The sequence below is a fragment of the Bombella pluederhausensis genome, assembly GCF_026385525.1.
GTDB lineage: Bacteria > Pseudomonadota > Alphaproteobacteria > Acetobacterales > Acetobacteraceae > Bombella > Bombella pluederhausensis.
The window spans coordinates 292,224-314,321 of the sequence record NZ_JANIDY010000001.1 but is presented as its reverse complement, the minus strand read 5'-3'; the positions used below and the strand labels follow the sequence as shown (position 1 = coordinate 314,321).

Genomic DNA, 22,098 nt, shown 5'->3' with positions numbered 1-22,098 from the left:
AGCGAACCATGCCGCTCCGGCCTTTCCATTTCATATCAGGTCAGAATCAGCCCTGCTTTTCCTGAGCCTTGCTACCACCAGCGGAAGGCTTCGGCTTGGGCAGGTCCAGCTTGAGGGACAGTTCCTTCAGACGGGCAGGCTCGACCGGAGCCGGAGCTTCCATCATCAGGTCCTCACCGCTCTGGTTCAGCGGGAACAGAATGACCTCACGGATGTTCGGCTCATCGGCCAGCAGCATGACGATACGGTCCACACCCGGCGCAGCACCACCATGCGGTGGGGCACCATAGCGGAACGCATTGAGCATCCCACCAAAGCGGGCCTCCACCACATCCGGGCCATAACCGGCAATCTCGAAGGCCCGCAGCATCACATCCGGCAGATGGTTACGCACGGCACCAGAAGACAGTTCCACACCGTTACAGACGATATCATACTGATAGGCCTTGATGGTCAGCGGGTCCTGCGTATTCAGGGCTTCCAGACCGCCCTGCGGCATGGAGAACGGGTTGTGAGAGAAATCGATCTCGCCCGTTTCCTCGTTGCGCTCATACATCGGGAAATCCACGACCCAGCAGAAGCGGAAGGCATTCTGCTCGATCAGCTCCAGATCAGTCGCAATCTTCGTCCGCACCACGCCGGAGAACTTGACGACCTCATCACCCTTGCCAGCAGCAAAGAAGACCGCATCCCCAGCCTTCAGGCCACAGATTTCACGGATCTTCTCGACCCGGTCGGCTTCCAGATTCTTGGCGATCGGCCCTTTGCCGCCTTCCTCATCAAAAATGATGTAGCCAAGACCACCGGCACCCTGATCCCGTGCCCAGTTGTTGAGCTTGTCGAAGAACGCACGGGGACGGCTACCAGCACCCGGAGCCGGAATGGCACGCACCCGACCACCAGAGGCCGCAATACGGGCGAACAGACCAAAGCCGGAATCAGCAAACTGTTCCGTCACATCCTTGATGATGAGCGGGTTACGCAGGTCCGGCTTGTCGGACCCGTAATCACGCATGGCATCGGCATAGGCGATACGGGGAAAGGCTCCTTCCGTGATCTTCCAGCCTTCCGGCGTGAATTCATTGAAGACGCCAGCCAGCACCGGCTCCAGCACAGCAAAGATGTCTTCCTGCGTGGCAAAGGACATTTCAAAGTCGAGCTGATAGAACTCGCCGGGGCTGCGATCCGCACGGGAGGCCTCGTCACGGAAGCAGGGAGCAATCTGGAAATAACGGTCAAACCCGGCCACCATGGCCAGCTGTTTGAACTGCTGCGGAGCCTGCGGCAGGGCATAGAACTTGCCCGGATGCAGACGGGCCGGAACGAGAAAGTCCCGTGCCCCTTCCGGTGAAGATGCCGTCAGAATGGGGGTCTGGAACTCCGTGAAACCCTGCTCGACCATGCGGCGGCGCAGGCTGGTAATGACCTGACTGCGGAGCAGGATGTTGCGGTGCATCTTTTCACGGCGCAGATCGATATAACGGTATTTCAGGCGCAGATCTTCAGGATAGTTCTCCTGCCCTGCCACCTGAAACGGCAGAACTTCAGCACGGGACTGCACATCAATCTCACTGGCACGCACTTCCACGTCACCAGTCGGCAGGGACGGGTTACGCTGGCCGTCTTCACGCACCACGACCTCACCCGTCACGGTGATGACGCTTTCCACACGCAGGCGCTCGGCCTTCTCCAGCAAAGCCCCTTCGGACGGAATGACGATCTGTGTCACGCCATGGCTGTCACGCAGGTCGATAAACAGCAGCCCGCCATGATCCCGCTTGCTGTGAATCCAGCCAGACAACCGCACGGTCTTACCTGCATCATCAGCACGCAAGGCGTTACAGAAATGGGTACGGTACTGGTGCATGGATTCAAACCTCGTCAATGTCTTTATGCGGCCACGCTCTGAACGCAGCCCGTCTCTAAGGCTGTTCCCTACCGCAATCATGGGGGAAAAGCCAATCCTATTCAGCGTTCCTCTGGGGTTCAATACAGGTCATAGCCTTTGTATTTTCTGAGGATGTAACGCTTGAGCAGATCAATGGCATAGCGCTTCATCTTGTAAACAGGCGTACCGAAGCGGATTTCTGATCGTGTAACGGGTTTTTGCCCAAAACTGGCCAGCATTTTCGCCGTACGAACAGAACCAAACCCATCAAAATCAAAAATCAGATTTCGTTCCTTAGCATATTCAATGGCCTTCCAGATCAGCAGCATGTTCATGCCCGGCACTCTGGAACGGCGGGACCGGACAGACTGCCAATAATATAATGTTCTACCATCCCAGATCAGCAGTGCTGCCGAAACAAGATCATCCTGATCGTATGCATATAAAGCGATAGCCTGATCCCGCTTATGGGCTTCGTCAAACAGGGCTTTCAGTAGTGGATAATCATGATGGCTGTGCGGTTGTTCCCGTTTAGCCAGAGCAATAAAGGCCTCGGCACTGCCAGATTGCTGGACAGACAGTTTTTTATCGGCTGTCCGTATCAGATTACGTGTTTTCTGGTCACAATCCTGCCAAACCGTTTCCAGAGATTTTTCAGGCAGGATACGGAACGTGAAATCCTGAACAACCCTGTACCCTGCCAGCCGGAAGGCGAAGGCTGAATCATTATCCGGGTCCAAAAAGAAATGTACGCCGTGATGTTTAGGGAGGCTGGCGACCGTCCTTTCCACAACATGCCGGATATTCTGCTCATACCGGAATGTCTTGGAGGGCGGTAATGTCAGGTAAGGGCCAAGTGTCCGTGTATATTTCGGCATCCTGATAATGGGGGAGCCTAGTACGTTTTTCTGTACGAATGGGAAACGAGATACAATCTTTCCACCCATCTCTATGTCTATGGAAGAAAATGTCTCACGACTTGCTGTGGAAAGCCACCAATCCTGATGAAAAATAGGTCTATTATCAGTAGAAAATACATTATCAGTCATGGAAGCCAGCCAAATGGAAAGTGGATGACTCCCTCTACCATCTAAGCTGACAGACAGGTATTAATAATAATTTTAGTGTTCTGCATCCATCAAACTTATAACTAAAGAACGTTATAACATTACTTATTGCAATCTAGTATCAGTAAAAGATAACGCCAGAAGTCAGGAGAGGACTCTGGTCCGAGCCCTCCCCCACCGCATCATACAATGCTTGTTTTGACTTCCCGTGCCACGAACCCTTCAAAATCCACAGCAGCCCGTGCCATGGCAGAAGCCCGACCAGCAGAAACAAGTGCCACAACTTTCTGGCCCTGCATGTATGCCGCCATAAAGTCAAAGCTGCCGAGGTCTCCTTCTATAAGGACACTGTCAAACGGCTCGCCCCAGCCAATATATTCAATCTTCTTGCCAAACTGCTGTGTCCAGTACCAAGGTACCGGCATGGGCTGACGGGGCAGACCGAGAATACTGCGTGCCGCGGCACGCCCTTCTATCTGCGCCTGACGCCAATGTTCGATCCGGCACAGGCCACTCTCACGGCGGAAGGTCGCCACATCCCCTGCGGCATAGATGCCGGGCTGTATCCGCATCTCCTCATCCACCACAATGCCGGGCATGGCCCCTTCTTCGCCTCCACCCAGCGGCATAGGCAGGAAGTCACGACAGGGCCGGTTACCAACAGCAACAAGCACATGTGTGCAGGGTAGCTTCATGCCATCTTCAAGCTCTACCCCTTCCACATGCTTCGCACCATAGATGCCCACAACGGCGGTATCGCTGACAAAGGCCACACCATTATCAGCGTGCAGACGCAGCAGAATCTGCCCGACTTCCCGCCCCCATTGGGCTTCCATCGGTACGGGATGTTCTGGAGCAATGATGGTCACACCTGCCCCCTTCTGCCGCAGGGCAGAAGCAAGCTCCAGCGCCGTCAGCCCGCCACCAATCAGGATGACGGCCTGATCCCCCGTAATGCTCTCCGAAATCTTCCGTGCATCACGAACATCATGAAGGGTCAGGACACCCTCCAGATCAATCCCCGGCAGCTCAGGGCGTGCTGGACGTCCCCCGGTCGCAACAAGCACATGATCCGCCTGATAGTCCCGCCCATCATCCAACTGAACACGGCGGGCATCACAATCCAGAGCCGCTACAGTACCCTGCACACGAATGACCTCATGATGAGCATAGAACTCCTCATTCAGCAGCAATGCAGGCTGTACCTTGTCCGGTCCTCCCAGAAAAATACCTTTGCTCAAGGCCGGGCGGTCATAAGGTGGGGTTCCCTCATCACCAATCAGGATGATGCGGCCCGCAAACCCTTCTTCACGCAAGGTATAGATGGCGCTGGCTCCCGCCGCACCACCACCGAGAACAAGAACAGACTCATCTTCCTGCCGTTTTTCAACGGGTGCCTGCCTTACAGGGCTGCTCCCCACGAGCACACGCCCCTCCACCAGACGGACGGGATAAACAGGCAGGCCCGAAAAGGCGACAGGCTCTTTCACACGCCCATCTTCCACGCCAAGCACAGCCTTATGCCATGGGCAGACAAGCACATCCCCATGAACCTTGCTCTGGCAGTGCAGCCGCCCTCGCAGAGGTGCTCCCTTATGCGGGCAGCGCCCGCCAAGAGCACGCACCTCGTCACCGACCTTCACCAGCGCAATGGACTGCTCCTTAAGGATAACGGACAGGACTTCACCTTCCTTAATATCCTCCACAGCGGCGACATCATACAGGGTCTGATCCGGCAAAGTCGTATCAGCATCACTGGCATCAGGCCCAAGAACGGGCCGTGGAGCTTGTTCCATGGTGCGGTGTCCTGTCCCTTCTCTGGTCTCTGTCACGCTCAGAAGAAGTCGTCCCGGTCGGCACCGTCACTGCCGAAATCGCCGCCATTATCCACGGGCGCTTCCTGCGGGCCAAAATCCTGCGGAGAGAAACCGCTGGCATCCTGCCCCGGCCCGGCAAACGGGTCTGAATAGTTGTTATCGCCGTAATTATTGATGATGGTCGTCTCACTGAACCCATCACCGGCTCCAGCATCTCCCATACCTGCGGCATGGCCATGCTCCCCGGAGAACAGCCCCTCCAGAGCATGAGCGGCCATCATACCACCGGCCACACCTGCCGCTGTGGACAGTGCCGACCCGAGAAAGCCGGAGCCAGAACGTGCAAACATACCCGGCTGATAACCCGGCGGCGGGGCATAGCTCCGCCCCATTTCAGGCGCAGCCGCACCAGAGGCCGGTCCCCAGCCCGGCGGCAGGGATGCCCCACGCGGCGGCGGTGCAGAAGCTGTCTGCCCCCGGCCAAACAACCCGGAGAAAAAGCCCCCAGACTGCCCGCTACTCTGCTGACCACCGGACTGCTGCTGAAGCTGAGCAAGCTGCCCTCTGGCCTGCTGAAGCTGAAACTCAAGGTCCCGGATACGGGCCTGTGCCTGCGACAGGGCGGCCTCCTGCACGACAGCCAGCTGCGTGATGCGATAACGGGCTTCCGGGAAACGCTGGAAATTATCGGCAATGAAACGGTCTGCCTCCGGGTCGATAGGCGGCAGGGATGATGGCCCCTGACCATTCGGCAGCCCGATCCCCCCACCAACACGGGCGACAAAGCGGCTTATGAGATCACGTTCTTCCGAGTTCATGGGCGTGCTGTCCTTCACAACTGCTGCGCAGCTCTCCCCCTCCGGCACCAGCCGGAAGCATCACGGGACGTACTGCTCCTTATCCCCCAAGATATGATACAGCTCCACGTCACCCGCAAGGCCCCTTTACCGTGAACAGAGCCCCCATAAAGAGCATTTTAAGACATCATCGGCCAGAAAAGCCAACTTCTTTAGCCCCCTATGCCTCTGCAAGCTGGTGATCAGACCTGTCATCCTGTAATGTGGAGGCATCTTTACGTTAATGGAGCCTAGTGAATTGTCCACATCCCGGCCCCCCTGCTTTCAGGACCTGATCCTGCGTCTTCATCAGTTCTGGTCACAGAAGGGCTGCGCCATTCTTCAGCCTTACGATACCGAGCTTGGTGCAGGCACACTTTCCCCTCACACGACCCTGCGGGCACTGGGGCGCAAGCCGTGGGCTGCCGCCTATGTGCAGCCCTGCCGCCGCCCGTCTGATGGCCGTTATGGTGAAAACCCGAACCGCCTTCAGCATTATTACCAGTATCAGGTACTGCTCAAACCCACGCCGCAGGAGAGTCAGGAGCTGCTGCTGGAAAGCTATCGGGCCATCGGGATTGACCCTGAAAAGCATGATATCCGCTTTGTGGAAGATGACTGGGAGAACCCCACAATCGGCGCATGGGGTCTCGGCTGGGAAGTCTGGTGTGACGGGATGGAAGTCACGCAGTTCACCTACTTCCAGCAGGTTGGCGGTATTCCCACCGTTGTCCCCTCCACCGAGCTGACCTACGGGCTGGAGCGTCTGGCCATGTATGTGCAGGGGGTTGAGAATGTCTATGACCTCGACTTCAATGGCCGGGGCCTGACCTATGGGGATGTGTTCCTCCGGGCCGAACGGGATTATTCACGGCATAATTTCGAGCTGGCCGATACGGACATGCTGCTTGCCCAGTTCAAGGCTGCTGAAGCCGAGTCCATCCGCCTCTCTGAGGCCGGTGTGGCCCAGCCCGCCTATGACCAGTGCCTGAAGGCCTCTCATCTGTTCAATCTGCTGGATGCACGGGGCGTCATTTCTGTTTCAGAACGTGCCTCCTATATCGGGCGTGTGCGTACACTGGCCAAGGCCGCCTGCGAAGCGTGGCTTGCTGGCGATGAGGAGGAAACCACCCATGGCTGAACTGCTTCTTGACCTGTTCTGCGAAGAAATCCCCTCCGGGATGCAGGCCCGTGCTGCCGAGGACCTCGCCCGCCTGCTGGAACAGGCCCTCGCCGACCTGAACCCCCGCAACATCCGCAGCTTCTACGGTGCCCGTCACATCGCCGCCAGCCTTGAGGTGGATGAGAGCATCCCGACCCGCACCATTTCCGAGCGTGGCCCACGGGAGAACGCTCCTGAAAAGGCTCTGGCCGGGTTCTCCCGCAAGCATGGCGTCAGCCCTGACGAGCTGACGAAAGAAAACGGCTTCTGGATGCTCAACCGCACCCTGCCGCCGGTCAAGGCTGCCGAGCTGATTGCCGAGCAGCTGCCGGACCTGCTCTGGAAATTCCCATGGCCCAAGGCGATGCGCTGGGGTAACGGCTCCCTGTTCACATGGGTGCGCCCGCTCCATCACATTGCCTGCCTGCTGGATGGACAGACTGTTCCCTTCTCTCTGGCCCGTCAGGATGACGATGCCCACGGACTGAAAAGCGGTAATGTGAGCGAAGGCCACCGTATCCTTTCCCCCGGTACCTTCACCGTCACCAGTACCGAGCAGTGGCTGAAAGAGCTGGAAGCCCGCCATGTTGTCATCAACGAGACAAAACGGGCTGACCTCATCCGTGAGGGCGTCCGCAAGCTGGCCAAGGACAAGGGCCTGACGCTGGTTGAGGATGAAGGGCTGGTTCAGGAAGTCAGCGGGCTGGTGGAATATCCCGTCCCCCTGCTGGGCCGTATTGATGATGCCTTCATGGACCTTCCGCCGGAAGTCATGCAGGTCTCCATGCGGGTCAATCAGCGGTACTTCGCCCTGCGCACGCAGGACGGCAGAGCGGCCCCTTATTTCGCCTTCGTGGCCAACCAGACTTTCAGTGATGGTGGCACGCTCTGCATTGCCGGAAATGAACGGGTTCTGCGAGCCCGCTTCGCTGATGCCCGCCATTTCTGGGACCTCGACCGCAAGACGAAACTGGCCGACCGTGTTGAAGCCCTGAAGCTCGTGACCTTCCATGCCAAGCTGGGCACGCAGGAAGAACGGACACAGCGCATCAGCACTCTGGCAGGCATCATCGCCAAGGCCATGGGGCTGGATGACGCACAGGTGAAACACGCCGAACGGGCAGGTCTGCTCGCCAAGGCCGACCTGACGACCGGCATGGTGGGTGAGTTCCCCGAGCTTCAGGGCGTGATGGGCGGTTATTATGCCGCTCATGACGGTGAGGCCCCAGAGGTCGCTCAGGCCGTAGCCGAACATTATATGCCCCGTGGGTTGCAGGATGGCACGGCAAGTGCGCCCGTCTCCGTTGCCGTGGCTCTGGCTGACCGGCTGGATATGCTGGCCGGGTTCTTTACCATTGGCGAAACACCCAGCGGCTCCGGCGACCCGTACGGTCTGCGCCGTGCCGCTCTTGGCGTCATCCGCACCATTCGGGATAACGGCCTGCGCATCGACCTCGGCAGCCTGCTCTCCAGAGCAGCGGAAGCCTATGCGGACAAGGAAGGCAAGGACTCTGCCCTTGATGAGCTGGAAGCCTTCTTCACCGACCGGCTCCGGGTTCAGCTCCGCAATGAAGGCCGCCGTCATGACGTGCTGGATGCCACACTGGCCGTCACACAGGTGCAGGAAGACAGAAGCCTGTTCACCGACCATCTGGATGGCGACCTCGTCCGCCTGCTCAGCCGTGTGGAAGCCCTGTCTGACATGATGGGCACGGAGGATGGCCGGAACCTTCTGGCAGCCTATCGCCGTGCCACCAACATCCTCCGCATTGAGGAAAAGAAGGACGGGCCTCATCATCAGGCACCGGACGCTGCCCTTTATGCGCAGGATGAAGAACGTAAGCTTGACGCTGCCCTGAATGATGCCGGGCCGAAAATCACGGCCAGTCTGGCAGAGGATGACTTCACCAGTGCCATGCAGCATCTTGCGGCCCTGCGCCCCATCATGGACCGCTTCTTCGAGGCTGTGACGGTTAATGCTGATGATGCAGGCCAGCGTCTCAACCGCCTGCGTCTGCTTTCAGCCTTCAGCCGGAATGGTCAGCTGATTGCTGATTTCGGCCGCATCGAAGGCTGATTACTGGCCTCATTGCCAGAACATGAAAAAGGCCGACAGGGCATTATCCTGTCGGCCTTTTTTCTTCAGTGAGACGGATTATCCGTCAGGAATATCTTGGCCCCGAAAGCAATGAATACCAGCCCGGTCAGCCGGTCCAGACGGCGCACCACCACGGGCCGGTTGAAGAACTGCGCCAGCGGTACCGTCAGCGCCACCAGCAGCCCCAACCATATGAAGGTCAACAGCACCTGAATGACCACCTGCACCAGCGTAAACGTCACCACATTGGTCTCAGGCGGAATGAACTGCGGAAAGAAGGTGATGACAAAAATACCCGCCTTGGGGTTGAGCAGGTCCGTCAGCAGACCTCGGCGGAAACCCGGCCAGAACGCATTGCGATGATCCACCAGTCTGGCCTGTTCCGGCCCGGCTTCGGTCGTCAGGGCCATACGGGGCCGCAAGAGCTGGCTTGCGCCCATCCAGACCAGATATACAGCCCCAACACATTTCACGACCAGAAACGCCGTGGATGAAGCAGCCAGAAGGGCCGTCAGCCCGAAAGCGGCGGCAAGCCCCCAGACACTCAGCCCTACGGCAATGCCAAAAATCGCCCCAATACCGGCCCGCCGCCCATCGGACGCCGCCGTCCGCAGAACCATGACGGAGTCCAACCCCGGCGTGACGGTGAAGATCGCCGCTGCGGTCGTGAAGGCCAGCAGAGGAAGAAACCACTGATGCATAAGAAACAGCTACCTGACAGAGAAACAGGCCACGGGAAAGACCGTACCTGATCCCTCCCTAGATAGGCTTACGCCCCATCAGTGCCAATAGCGGTCAATCCGGGTCATCCCGATGCACCCAGCTCGACAGCAGCAGCCCGAAACCGAACATCATGGTCAGCATGGCTGACCCCCCGTAGGAAATCAGCGGCAGCGGCACACCCCCAACGGGAATGACCCCCATGACCATGGAAAGATTCACCACGCAATAGAGGAAGAAATCCATGGCAATGCCCAGCCCGACCAACCGCCCGAAACGGTTACGACAGCGCAAGGCGATCAACATACTGCTCAGCATGATGAGGAACAGAAGCCCGATCACGGCGACACCGCCCACATACCCCCATTCTTCCCCAATCATGGTAAAGATGAAGTCTGTCTGCTTCTCAGGCAGGAAGCTCAGCTGACCCTGCGTGCCATGCAGATAGCCCTGCCCCCAACGCCCCCCGGCCCCCAGAGCAATGCGGGACTGAAGGATATTGTACCCCGCCCCTAACGGGTCATGTTCGGGATGCAGGAAGGTATCAATCCGGGCCTTCTGATAATCATGAAGATGATTGTAAATAAATGGCCCCAGAAACGGCAGTGGAGAAACCAATAGAATGATCTGCCACCAACGCATTCCAGCAGCAAAGAACAGCGAGGCCCCGATCACCCCTACAATAGTTGCCGTCCCCAGATTGGGCTCTTTCAGCACCAGCACGACCGGCAGCAGCGTCAGAAGGGCGGGAATGATGAGCCGTAACGGATTACCCATACGGTCCCGCCCGATACGGTAAAACCATGTCGAGAGCATAAGAACCAGTGCAATCTTGGAGAACTCAGAAGGCTGGAACTGAAAGCCCCCCAGATTAATCCAGCGTTCTGCCCCCTTGCCCACATGCCCCATCTTCAACACCAGAGCCAGAAGCAGGATGGACAGCCCGTAAATGGGCACGGAGAGCATCCGCAGGACCCGTGGGCTGGCCAGAGCCACACCCAGCATCATGAGCAGCCCGAAACAGAAGCGGATAAGCTGGGGCTGGGCAAAAGCCTCCGCCCGCCCACCACCGGCAGAATAAAGGGCAACATACCCCACCCCCGCCAGACAGCAGATGAGCAGCACGAAGAACCAGTTGATCTGCCAGAGCCGGGAGAACATACGCAGGTTTGGTTCTGCCCGCAGCAGACGGCGGGCCGTGCGGGGGACAGTAAAGTCCTTCAGCGACATGGCACCCCCTTCTTTTTACTCATCCAGCCCGTCAGCCCGTGCGACCACACCTCTGGAAAGTGACGTACGACTTGCCGGGTCTCTGACGAGCGTGTCCGTCATGATCTGCGCCGCCAGCGGAGCGGCCTCCGTGGCACCAGCATTGCCGTGTTCCACCACAACAGATACCGCATAGCGGGGATTGTCATAGGGCGCAAAGCAGATGAACAGCGCATGAGGCCGATACTGCCACGGCAGATTCATGGAGTTGAAATGTCCGCTCTCACGCAAAGCCCTCGGTACATTCCGCACCTGTGCCGACCCGGTCTTCCCGGCCATCTGCACGCCAGGCAGATTCAGACGTGCGGCGGGCGCTGTCCCCTGCGGTTCATTCACCACAGCAAACATGCCGCTTCGTGCGGCTGCCAGAAACTCATTGGCAAAAGGCAGAGGCTCAAACCCCTGTGCGACAGGCTGATTACTCACCGACCGCAAAAGATGCGGCTGCACAAGCCGCCCTGTTGCCAAACGAGACGCATAGGTCGCCAAAGCCAGAGGGGTCGTCTGCACCAGCCCCTGCCCGATCCCGGCATTAACCGTGTCACCACCATTCCAGTGATGCCCATGTTTCCGCCGCATTTCCGGCGTGGGAACGGACCCTGCCCGCATATGCGGCAGCTCTATCGGCAGGGAGCCATCCAGCCCCAGCGTGGCAGCGGCCTCGTGAATGGCCTCCATGCCACAGCGGCGGGCCACCTGATAGAAATAGACGTCACACGAATATTTCAGGGCCTGATGCAGGTTGATGGCCCCATGCCCATAACGGCTCCAGCAATGGAAGCGCACGCCCCCCATGTCGTAATAGCCCGGACATGAAAAACGCTCGGACGCCGTGATGGCATGTGACTTCAGCGCCGCAAGTGCCACGGCAGGCTTGAAGGTCGATCCCGGCGGGTAGAGACCTGAGACAGCCTTATCCACCAGAGGCGTGCCCTGATCCGTAATCAGAGCATTCCACTGAGTACGACTGATTCCACCATCAAAGAGTGTCGGATCGAAGGAAGGCGTGCTGACCAGCCCCATCACCTCGCCATTCCGACAATCCATCACCACGGCACTGGCTACACGGTCGCCAATGCGCTCCCTTATGCGGCTCTGCAAGGCAGTATCGAGTGTCAGCTCAAGGCGAGCGCCCGGCTGGCCTTCCACACGTTCCAGCTCGCCCATGACCCGACCATAGGCGTTAACTTCCATTTCCACCGTCCCGGGCATGCCACGCAGGTGAACTTCCTGCGTCTGCTCCAGTCCGGCCCGGCCCACCTTCATGCCCGGCAGTGCCATGATGCCATCACGCTGCACGTCCGTCTCATTCGGCGGTGCTACATAGCCGATGATATGAGCCAGAAGTTCCTTGAAAGGATATTCACGGGTCGTACCCACATCAATCAGGACACCGGGAAGAGTCGGCGCATTCAGCCCCAGACGGGCCACGTCATCCCATGTCAGAAACTCTTTGAGGGTGAGCGGCACATAACGGCGAATATGTTTGCGGTCCCGCTCAATCCGGGCCCGGTCACGGTCATCCAGAGGCACGATTGTAGCGAAACGATCCACGACAGCCTGAAGGTCGGTCGTTTCCTCCGCCATGACAAGCGCACGCCAGTTCGGCCTGTTACCAGCCAGAAGCACACCACAGCGATCGTAAATCTCCCCACGGGCTGGGGCGATCTGACGGCGGCTTGTCCGGTTGCGGCGGGCCTGTTCTTTCAGCTCATCGCCATGAACAACCTGCATCTCATAAAGATGGTGTGCCAGCGTCCCCATAACGCCTGCCTGAGCGGCCAGAAGAAGCAGGGCACGGCGTGTGAACATACCCCCGCCAACGGCCTGTTCCTCTGAGAAGGGCAGGTCGGCTGCTGGACCACTCCGTTTCCGAAATGGCGGACGAGTTTCATCACGCCGGAAGAACATTGTTCAATATACACTTAAAGAAGGATTAAAAAAGAAATCTCAAGGCTTCTTGAGCGCAGTCTATTACAGTCTGTCATGTTTTTCCATAACGGAGAGCCCCCATAGGTAAAGAACATGAAGGAAGGGATAGCTCCCAACGGCCAGCGCTTCCTGAAACACGATGGGATAGACCGAAAGAGCCCCCCGAACCCGGATCACCATGAGGACCCAGTCCGTCAGCGCCTCCCCCAGAACGATCAGCCCGTACAGTGTCCATGACAGAAGAAAACCACGGCGGGACAGCCCGACCCGGCAGCCATGCGCCACCCCATAAGCCACCAGCATCCAGAACAGAAGGACACCGGGCGGATTAGCGCTGAAAAGCTCGATCACCAGACCACTACAGAACAGACCCAGCAGCGGCATGAAGGCAGGACGATACAGGGCCCAGAACCAGACCGTACCCAGTGTCAGGGCTGTCTGAAGTTCCGTCTGACCCAGAATACCAAAAGGCGCTGACAGAACAAAGGCCAGAAACACCATAACGACACAGGGTGACAGCTTACGCCGCACCCGGACCATCAGCTTACGCTGACGCACACCTTCCAGTGCTTCATGGTCCAGCCGCCCCTGTTCCAACCGTAATGCCATGCCCTGCACCCGTTGCTGTTTTTACCGCCCCGCTTGTCTTCCCCGGGGATAATGTCCTTTCCCCCAGAAAGCAAACCCCTTACGGAACAGACCGTGCCTTGGGGACAATTTCTGCCCCTTTCCGGCCCGGTCCGTGAGGAAACCAACATTCCTATAGGCCATTAATGGCAACAGGTCGTTTAATCAGATGGCGATAATATGGTTAATTTGTGACAGAAGTACTCTGTCAGCCATTTCTCAAGGATGAAAATGGCAAAAAGCGCCGTAGATTCTGCCAGTTTGAAGGCGCTTCGCCATCATGATGGTCTGGCAGCAAAGGCGGTTTTTCACGCACACGGCCCGCACTCGGTGGCGCTTCCAGCATGAAGGCACCATCAAAAATCCGCACGAGTTCCAGACGTTCCAGAGCCGCATCGGGCACAACAACAGGCTGCCCCGGTGCGAGATAATGCACATGCCCGACCGACACCCCGCCCGTAAGGCCCGTCTGCCCCCGTGTGACGATATGTTCGCCTTCTTCAGGCAGACGACTCTGACTGTAATACATGAGGCGGGGATAAGGCGTATTGTCACCGATCATCATCGCATCCCCACCACTATTCTGTAGCGTGACAGGAATACGGCTGGCAGCATCCTCAATGAGCAGCACCCGCACGACATGCGGACCGACCTCGCTGACACGCCCGACAAGCCCGACAGCATCCACAGCGAGACTACCCTGCTGCACCTGATGATCGCCAACATCCAGAAGGACAGCCCTCAGATAGGGGCCACTTTCATCCCGGACAACCCAACCACTGACATAATCCCGACTGTCCTCAGCCCCCCAATGCAGGACGGCCTTCAGACGGGCATTTTCCTGACGGAGCGTCTGCGCCTCGCCATACCAGTAGGCAAGCTGGCCATTCTCTTTACGCAGGCGCGCATTGGCAGCCAGAAGGTCCCCGACCCCCTGCAATGTCAACTGCCATTTCTGAAACTGTTTCTGCGGGAACAGCAGCGCCTGATAGACAGACCCGACTTCCCTCGCCGCTGCCATACGCAGCTGTATGGCTTTACCCGACCATATCTGCCCGGCAAGCATGACCCCCACAGCCAGAAAGACCATAACCGGCAGAACCAGCCCGGACAAAAGCTGACGTGTATGGATGGAGATCATGAAATGGCCACTCCTTTTCCCTCGGCTCCTCTGACGTCAAAAGAACGCTGGAGCCCTTCCGACAGAAAAGGATCAGTACATGCTGCTCAGCACGCTACGGAGCTGCTGCATCTGCTCCAGCGTACGCCCCGTGCCCACAGCCACGCAGGACAGCGCATTTTCAGCCACGAAAACCGGCAGGCCCGTTGCATAGCGCAGCACATCATCCAGACGGCGGAGCAGAGCACCACCACCGGAAAGGACAATGCCCTTTTCCACGATGTCGGCAGCCAGTTCAGGCGGCGTATGCTCCAGAACAGTCGCCACGGCATCAATGATATGACCAACCGGCTCCTGAAGGGCCTCGGCAATCTGTGCCTCGCTGACAGTGATTTCACGGGGCACACCATTGAGCAGATCACGCCCCTTGAGCGGCATGGTCCGTTCTTCCGTCTGGACGTTCGGATCGAAAGAGGCTGCGCCAAGGTCAATCTTGATCCGCTCGGCGGAGCTCTCACCAATCATGAGATTATAGTTGCGGCGAATATAGGCCATGATGGCCTCATCCATCTGGTCACCACCCACACGGACGGAACGGGCATAGACGATGCCGCCCAGTGAGATCACAGCAACCTCAGTCGTGCCACCACCAATATCCACGATCATGCTGCCGGAAGGTTCCGTCACGGCAAGACCGGCACCGATGGCGGCTGCCATGGGCTCCTCAATCAGATAGACCTTGCGGGCACCGGCACTTTCCGCACTTTCCTGAATGGCACGCCGTTCCACAGCCGTGGAACCGGACGGCACGCAGATAACGATCTGGGAGCTGAAAAAGGAGCGGCGGTTATGCACCTTGCGGATGAAATGCTTGATCATCTCCTCCGCACTCTCGAAATCGGCAATAACACCGTCACGGAGCGGGCGGATGGCCTGAATATTCCCCGGTGTACGGCCAACCATCAGCTTGGCCTCATTCCCGACTGCCAGAACCTGTCTGCGCCCGCGCACCTCTGTTACAGCGACGACGGAAGGCTCACTCAGCACCACACCACGCCCTTTGACATAAACAAGGGTGTTAGCAGTGCCAAGATCGATCGCCATATCAGCGGAAATGAGCCCCAACAGACGAGAGAACATTCAAAACTCCTGGCCGGATATCCCCGCGCTCACGGGGCAATGGAAATAATCAGAACACCATCCACAGCATTCGTGCCAAATTATAAAGCTCCATGGCAGTTCAGCAAGGCCATATTCCCGTATAAAGTGATATTTCTCGCAGAAAACCAAGCCTCAATTAACGGATTGTAATGTCCTGAACAGCACGCTGCATTAGCGTGAAACCGGGGCTTAATACACGGCATATCAACCCCGGCCTTCATCGTTATCCTCAGGCAGACAGTTCTTCAGGCTCGCCACGCAGACGTTTGACCAACAACTTGTTCAGCGCATGGATATAGGCCCGTGCGGCAGACACGACCGTATCGGCATCACTGCCCTGCCCGTCAACCAGACGGCCCCCTTCCTGCAAACGCACCGTTGTGCGGGCCTGTGCATCTGTTCCTTCTGTCACGTTGGCAACAGAGAACAGCGCCAGCGTGGCCTCATGCGGGAAAGCTTCCCCAATAGCCCGGAAGGCGGCATCCACTGGCCCGTTACCTGTGGCTGATACGTGACGGGCCTCTCCATCCACCTCAATATCCAGCTCGACATGAGCGGCATGTTTCGTACCGCCCTTCAGCTCCAGAGAGGTCAGGCGAACACGCTCATGGTCACGGCTTTCATCATCAACTAGAGCCCGCACGTCATCGTCAAAAACGATCTTCTTATGATCTGCCAGCGCTTTGAAGCGCTGGAAGGCCGCATTGATCGTTTCTTCTGTCAGATCATCATACCCTAGAGCCTTCAGCTTGTCGCGGAAGGCCGCACGACCGGAATGCTTGCCCAATACCAGCGATGTGCTCGTCCAGCCCACACTTTCCGGTGTCATGATCTCATAGGTGCCAGCATGTTTCAGAATGCCATCCTGATGGATACCACTCTCATGCGCAAAGGCATTCCGCCCCACGATAGCCTTGTTTGGCTGGACATCAAAGCCCGTGATCGTAGCCAGCAGGCGGGACATGCCCAGCAAACGGGGTGTTTCGATTCCCGTCTCCATGCCGTAGCGGTCATGACGGGTCCGCAGAGCCATCACCACTTCTTCCAACGCTGCATTACCGGCACGCTCACCAATACCGTTGATCGTGCATTCGATCTGACGGGCACCACCTTCGACAGCCGCCAGCGTATTACCAACAGCCAGCCCCAGATCATTATGATTATGGGTAGAGAAAATGACCTGATCTGCTCCCGGCACCCGCTCCCTCAGCATTGTGAAGATGCGCTCCATCTCATCCGGTGTCGCAAAACCGACCGTATCAGGAATGTTGATGGTCGTTGCCCCATTGGCAATGGCCGTTTCCACACACCGGCACAGGAAGTCAGGTTCCGTGCGGGAACCATCTTCAGCAGACCATTCCACGTCATCCGTATAACGGCGGGACTCCTTGTTGCCGAAAGCGATCAGCTCCAGCACCTTCTCCGGCTCCATCCGCAGCTTGTATTTCATATGCAGCGGAGATGTTGAGATAAAGTTATGGATACGCCCACGCCGTGCGCCCTTGATGGCCTTACCGGCGGCCTCGATGTCCTTTGCAGCGCTACGAGCCAGACCGCAGATGACAGGACCATCCACCTGATCGGCAATCTGCTTCACACTCTCAAAGTCACCTTCCGAGGCAGCCGGGAACCCTGCCTCGATGACGTCAACGCCCAGAGCCGCCAGCGCATGAGCCATACGCAGCTTCTCACCCAGATTCATGGAGAAGCCGGGGGACTGCTCACCATCCCGCAGGGTCGTATCAAAAATGATGATGCGATTATCGGCAATATGACCAAAGGACGGATGCTGAAAAGACATGATAACGCTCTACTCTAACTTCTACGAAAAACACGGGAAAGGAGGATAAAACCCCTGAACGCAGCAAAGCACCTGCTCGCCAGTATGGCGTTCAGGGGTTCATAAGTCGTAGAAGGAGGGCATGAAAAAATGTCATTACGGCGTGCAGGGTAACGGTCCCCCCGATCGAACGCAAGCAAAAAACACCTGTCGTTACAGCATTCCCCGTCTCTGCCGCTGAAAGTAGCCATCTATGGCCTGTTTCATGGCCTGCGTGATCTGCGTTCTATGGGCTGCACGCCGAAGGGCCTGTTCATCCAGATGATTGGACATGAAGCCCATCTCCACCAGAATAGAAGGAATATCTCCCGATTTCAGAACCTTAAACGCCGCATGACGGGACGGGTGCCGCAGAAGCTGGATGCGGTTCTGAAAAGAGCGGATCACATTAGCCGCCATATGGGCTGACCCCCGCCGTGTTTCCTCATGCACCAGACTATTCAGGATTTCCCCCACATCGGGCGGTATGCCTTCCAGCTCTGGTCCGGCAAAGCGATCCGCACTATTCTCCGTTTCCGCCAGCATGGCTGTCTGTTTATCAGAAGCATTGCCAGATAACGTATAGACACTCGCCCCACGAACATCGGCCTGATGTAGTGCATCAGCATGCATGGAGATAAACAGGTCTGCCCTGTGTTTATGGGCCAGCTCCACACGTCCAGCCAACGGAATGAAACGGTCATCCGTGCGGCTCAGCACCACATCATACTTACCTGAAGCCATGAGCAAATCGTGCAGCTCGGTCGCAGCCGCCACGGCGATATGTTTCTCATAAGTACCAGACACACCAATGGCACCGGGATCTTTTCCCCCATGGCCGGGGTCCAGCATGATGACAGGTTTAGGTGGCGGCGCATGACGAATGACAGCCGGAGCCCGTACCGCCCTCCTTACATGATGCGGGGACGCGGCATGAGCAGCCTCATGCCGCACGGCACCATCAGCCCCCACAACAGGCAGCAGAAGCCCGCTGGCAGCTCCTCCCAACAGAAAGCGGCGTGTCAGCTTCACCATGGCCATGCTTCCTTTCGGCTCCTCTCTTTCACGTCCGCTGCGCTTGACCATCATGGATAGCATGATTTTCCAGGTCGGCCATGCCCGGCCTGCCCCACCATCATCCAACGCTCCTTAATATGATGGAAACGGACAGGCCATTTTCTCCGGCCAGCCCCCTGATAAAACAGGAAAAAATGGCTTTATTCTGCCCTCTCTGCCCTCCCAAAACTCCCTACTTGCCATGGCGCCTGATTTGGGCCATTCTGGCCTCGCATAAGCCCATAGCCTGCATGTATCCCCGCCCCTCGAAACGGCCGGGAAAACAGCATCCGGCAGGGCCAGCGCATGCAGTACTTCTCCGCGCCGTTTGGTGCAGATAGCCCGGGACGATGTGCCCGGTGTGCTCACACCCTGGCAGGGGGGCTGCATCAGAACCCACAGGCAGCCAGCCCCGGATGACGTGCTCGTCCCTCAAGGCAGGCTGCAATCATCCCCGATGGCAGGACCTGCCATCAGCGTGTTTACCAGAGGCGCAATGCTGTTCTGTGTTACCCAACCCGGCGACCCGTTAAGAGGATCCGCCCGCAAGAGACCAGACCGCTCGCCCTCTGTTGACCAAGACAATCGGCGCAGGCAGGGCCATGACCCGCGCGCCACGGAGTCCAGTCCTTCATGACAAAGCAGATGCTCATAGACGCCACACACGCAGAAGAAACCCGTGTTGTGGTCATGAACGGCAAGCGCATTGAAGATTATGATGTTGAAACATCAGCGCGCCGTCAGCTCAAAGGCAATATTTACCTTGCAAAAGTCATCCGTGTAGAGCCCAGCCTTCAGGCTGCTTTCGTGGATTACGGCGGGAACCGCCATGGCTTCCTGGCCTTCAGCGAGATTCATCCCGATTATTTCCAGATTCCTGTTGCAGACCGTGAGAAGCTTCTCGCCCTGCAGGAAGAAGAATATGCTGCCGAGCAAAATAGCCGAGACAGCGAAACAGAAGAAGAAGACGCCGAAGGGGACGAAGCCCCCGATACTGACGAACCCAGCCCGGAAATCGTCAGTGGCGAACATGATACAGGGGATGAACAGAGCGCCAGCCGCCGCATGGCACGCTTCCTCCGCAATTACCGCATTCAGGAAGTCATCCGCCGCCGTCAGGTAATCCTCGTTCAGGTCGTCAAGGAAGAACGTGGCAATAAGGGCGCTGCCCTGACAACCTATCTCTCCCTTGCTGGCCGCTATGGCGTGCTGATGCCCAACGCCCTGCGTGGCGGTGGTGTCTCCCGCAAGATCACCTCCGAGACAGACCGCCGCCGCCTGCGCGACATCGTCAGCAAGCTGGACCTGCCCCGGACGATGGCCATGATTATCCGCACCGCCGGTGCCAGCCGCCCGGAAGCGGAAATCACCCGGGACTGCGACTACCTCCTCACGCTCTGGGACAATATTCGCACGCATGCGCTGTCCTCCATCGCCCCGGCATTGATCTACGAAGAAGCCAGCCTCATCAAGCGGGCCATCCGTGACCTCTTTACCCGTGACATTGAGACAGTGCTGGTCGATGGTGAAGAAGCATGGAAGAACACACGGGAATTCACCCGTCTTCTGATGCCGCATAACACCAACCGTATCCGCCTATGGCAGAACCGGGGGCAGAACCTCTTTTCCCACTATCATGTGGAAAGCCATCTGGAGGCCATGTTCTCCCCAACCGTGCGGCTGGAATCCGGCGGGTATATCGTCATCAACCAGACGGAAGCTCTGGTCGCTATTGACGTCAACTCCGGCAAATCCACCTCGCAGCGTAACATTGAGGAAACGGCTCTCCGCACCAACCTTGAGGCTGCCGAAGAAGTTGCCCGTCAGCTGCGCCTGCGTGACCTTGCCGGGCTGATCGTGATCGACTTCATCGACATGGAAAGCCGCCGCCATAACAGTCAGGTGGAAAAGCGCCTCAAAGATGCGCTCCGTGTGGACCGTGCCCGCATCCAGCTTGGCCGCATCTCCCATTTCGGCCTGCTGGAAATGTCCCGCCAGCGCCTGCGCCCCTCCATTGCCGAGAGCATGCTCAGCCCCTGCCCGCACTGTCAGGGAACAGGCTTCATCCGTGGCGTGGAAAGCATGGCCCTTCAGGTTCTCCGCAGCGTGGAAGACGAAGCCAGCCGCCGCCGTGCCTCCGATATTGTCGTGCATGTCAGCCCCAGCATCGTGCTGTACATGCTCAACAGCAAACGGGCAGCCATCAGCCGGCTGGAGCAGCAGCATGACATGACCATCCGTTTCGAAAATGACGACAGCCTGCCAGAAGGTGAGCTGCGGATCGAACGGCTTGCCCCACGTCAGAAACCGGCCCGTGAGGACAACCCCGTCAGCACGGTCCGCACGATCGACATCACGGAAAGCCCTGCCCCTGCCGTCACACAGGAGGCCATCACCCGCACAGACACTGAGGAGACCCGGGTAGAGCCGGAAAATGATGACGAAGGTGGCTCACGCCGCCGCCGCCGCCGCCGTGGTGGTCGCCGCCGTGCCGAGCAGGACAGTCCTGAAACTAATGCAAAGCAGGGCGATACAGTCGAACAGGATGCAACGGCCGTCACCGCCACCACTGATGAAGCAGCACCGCAGACAGATGAGGATCAAGCTCTGATGCCGGGCCGCCGCCGCACCAGAACACGGCGTGTTGCCTCTGCCTCGCAGTCTGCCCGCCCGGCTGCCACGACACGGCAGGATGATGAAGGTCCGTCCAGCCGCCGTCATGAGCGTCCGACTCGCCGCCGCCCGGCCCGTAGGCAGGAGGAACAGGTTCCTGTGCAGGAACTCTCCACCTATCAGGGACCGACACCGGCCAATCCTTTCCAAGGGGCTGGCGTGGACATCTTCGACATCATGGAACAGCAAGAAGCTCGCCAGCAGACTGCCTCCCGTTCCAGCCATGCCGAAGACACCACCCCGGCAGAGGATGCCCCGGCTGAGCGTCACCGGCGTCCCGCCAGAAGGGCTGAGACAGAGGATGTTGCGGAAAACGGGGAAGAAAAACCCGCCCGCCGCACACGGCCCCGCCGCCGTCCGGCAACACGCAGCCGGATCGTAGTGGATCAGAACCCGGAGGAAGATGACGAAAATAAAGTTGTCAAAATCTCATCCCGCCCGGCAGACCCGTCTGCTGAAGGAGATGAAGAAGCCTCCCGCCGTCCGACACGCCGTGCCCGGCCTCCTCGCCGGCATCCCGCTCGCAACAGCGCCCCTGAGGCCGCTGAAGCGGCCCCAGCCGTGACGGAAGACGCTCCTGTATCGGAAGCGGCACCCGTCACTGTACAGGAGGAAGCTCCGGCTGAAGAAAAACCGGCCCGCAGACGGCGTCCTGCACGGCGCAAGAAAGCGGATACAGCCGAGGAAGCGGCCCCCACTCCCAGCAAAGTGGAGGACACTGCACCTGCTGAGAATGTAACGGCACCTCAGCCCATCAATATTGATGAGGCTAAACCCAAAAAGCGCCGTGCCGGGTGGTGGAAGCGTTAAGCTTCCACCTCTCCATAAAGCTGGACATGAAAAAAGGGCGGCC

15 protein-coding genes are annotated in these 22,098 nt (G+C 58.2%); 3 read left to right on the top strand and 12 right to left on the bottom strand.

Features of this window, described 5'->3' with window-relative positions; translation table 11 throughout:
• Positions 1 to 46: 46 nt before the first annotated feature.
• The 4 genes from aspS to NQF86_RS01365 all read right to left on the bottom strand — a co-directional run bounded on the left by aspS (position 47) and on the right by NQF86_RS01365 (position 5,590).
• Entirely contained in the window at positions 47 to 1,867 is a 1,821-nt protein-coding gene (gene aspS, locus NQF86_RS01380; protein WP_266115831.1) for an aspartate--tRNA ligase, read from the bottom strand.
• A gap of 119 nt (positions 1,868 to 1,986) precedes the next feature.
• A complete protein-coding gene (locus NQF86_RS01375) occupies positions 1,987 to 2,766 on the bottom strand; it encodes a GNAT family N-acetyltransferase (protein WP_266115830.1) in 780 nt (259 codons plus the stop codon).
• Between the two features lie 371 nt (positions 2,767 to 3,137).
• Entirely contained in the window at positions 3,138 to 4,787 is a 1,650-nt protein-coding gene (locus NQF86_RS01370; protein ID WP_266115829.1) for an FAD-dependent oxidoreductase, read from the bottom strand.
• 2 nt (positions 4,788 to 4,789) lie between these two features.
• Positions 4,790 to 5,590, bottom strand: a complete 801-nt coding sequence (locus NQF86_RS01365) for a DUF2076 domain-containing protein (protein WP_266115828.1) — start codon at positions 5,588 to 5,590, stop codon at positions 4,790 to 4,792.
• A 262-nt stretch (positions 5,591 to 5,852) separates the two neighbouring features.
• Between NQF86_RS01365 and NQF86_RS01360 the strand changes: the two genes are divergently transcribed.
• Both NQF86_RS01360 and glyS read left to right on the top strand, forming a co-directional pair.
• Positions 5,853 to 6,749 carry a glycine--tRNA ligase subunit alpha gene (locus NQF86_RS01360; protein ID WP_266115827.1) on the top strand — a complete coding sequence of 299 codons (897 nt, stop codon included), beginning with the start codon at positions 5,853 to 5,855 and terminating at the stop codon, positions 6,747 to 6,749.
• The gene (gene glyS, locus NQF86_RS01355; RefSeq protein WP_266115826.1) at positions 6,742 to 8,847 is read left to right on the top strand and encodes a glycine--tRNA ligase subunit beta; all 2,106 of its coding nucleotides are present in this window, start codon (positions 6,742 to 6,744) and stop codon (positions 8,845 to 8,847) included. The genes NQF86_RS01360 and glyS overlap by 8 nt, the downstream gene beginning before the upstream one ends.
• 65 nt (positions 8,848 to 8,912) lie before the next feature.
• Here the strand turns inward: glyS and NQF86_RS01350 are convergent, their stop codons facing one another.
• From NQF86_RS01350 to NQF86_RS01315, 8 genes are all read right to left on the bottom strand, one after another.
• On the bottom strand, positions 8,913 to 9,569 hold the full coding sequence (locus NQF86_RS01350) for a LysE family translocator (protein ID WP_266115825.1): 657 nt from the start codon (positions 9,567 to 9,569) through the stop codon (positions 8,913 to 8,915).
• Between the two features lie 94 nt (positions 9,570 to 9,663).
• On the bottom strand, positions 9,664 to 10,818 hold the full coding sequence (gene rodA / locus NQF86_RS01345) for a rod shape-determining protein RodA (RefSeq protein WP_266115824.1): 1,155 nt from the start codon (positions 10,816 to 10,818) through the stop codon (positions 9,664 to 9,666).
• Positions 10,819 to 10,833: 15 nt separating this feature from the next.
• Positions 10,834 to 12,768: a penicillin-binding protein 2 gene (gene mrdA / locus NQF86_RS01340; protein WP_407652832.1), complete on the bottom strand. Its 1,935-nt coding sequence runs from the start codon at positions 12,766 to 12,768 to the stop codon at positions 10,834 to 10,836.
• A gap of 63 nt (positions 12,769 to 12,831) precedes the next feature.
• Positions 12,832 to 13,398, bottom strand: a complete 567-nt coding sequence (locus NQF86_RS01335; protein ID WP_266115823.1) for a hypothetical protein — start codon at positions 13,396 to 13,398, stop codon at positions 12,832 to 12,834.
• A gap of 226 nt (positions 13,399 to 13,624) precedes the next feature.
• Positions 13,625 to 14,557, bottom strand: coding sequence for a rod shape-determining protein MreC (gene mreC / locus NQF86_RS01330; protein ID WP_266115822.1), 933 nt, complete (start codon positions 14,555 to 14,557; stop codon positions 13,625 to 13,627).
• A gap of 72 nt (positions 14,558 to 14,629) precedes the next feature.
• Positions 14,630 to 15,676 carry a rod shape-determining protein gene (locus NQF86_RS01325; protein WP_266115821.1) on the bottom strand — a complete coding sequence of 349 codons (1,047 nt, stop codon included), beginning with the start codon at positions 15,674 to 15,676 and terminating at the stop codon, positions 14,630 to 14,632.
• A 250-nt stretch (positions 15,677 to 15,926) separates the two neighbouring features.
• Positions 15,927 to 17,498: a 2-isopropylmalate synthase gene (locus NQF86_RS01320; RefSeq protein ID WP_266115820.1), complete on the bottom strand. Its 1,572-nt coding sequence runs from the start codon at positions 17,496 to 17,498 to the stop codon at positions 15,927 to 15,929.
• Positions 17,499 to 17,690: 192 nt separating this feature from the next.
• Entirely contained in the window at positions 17,691 to 18,602 is a 912-nt protein-coding gene (locus NQF86_RS01315; protein WP_266116421.1) for an N-acetylmuramoyl-L-alanine amidase family protein, read from the bottom strand.
• Between the two features lie 603 nt (positions 18,603 to 19,205).
• On the opposite strand from NQF86_RS01315, the gene NQF86_RS01310 reads away from it, so the two are divergent.
• Positions 19,206 to 22,055 (top strand): Rne/Rng family ribonuclease, encoded by a 2,850-nt coding sequence (locus NQF86_RS01310; protein WP_266115819.1) that lies wholly within the window; start codon positions 19,206 to 19,208, stop codon positions 22,053 to 22,055.
• Positions 22,056 to 22,098: the final 43 nt, after the last annotated feature.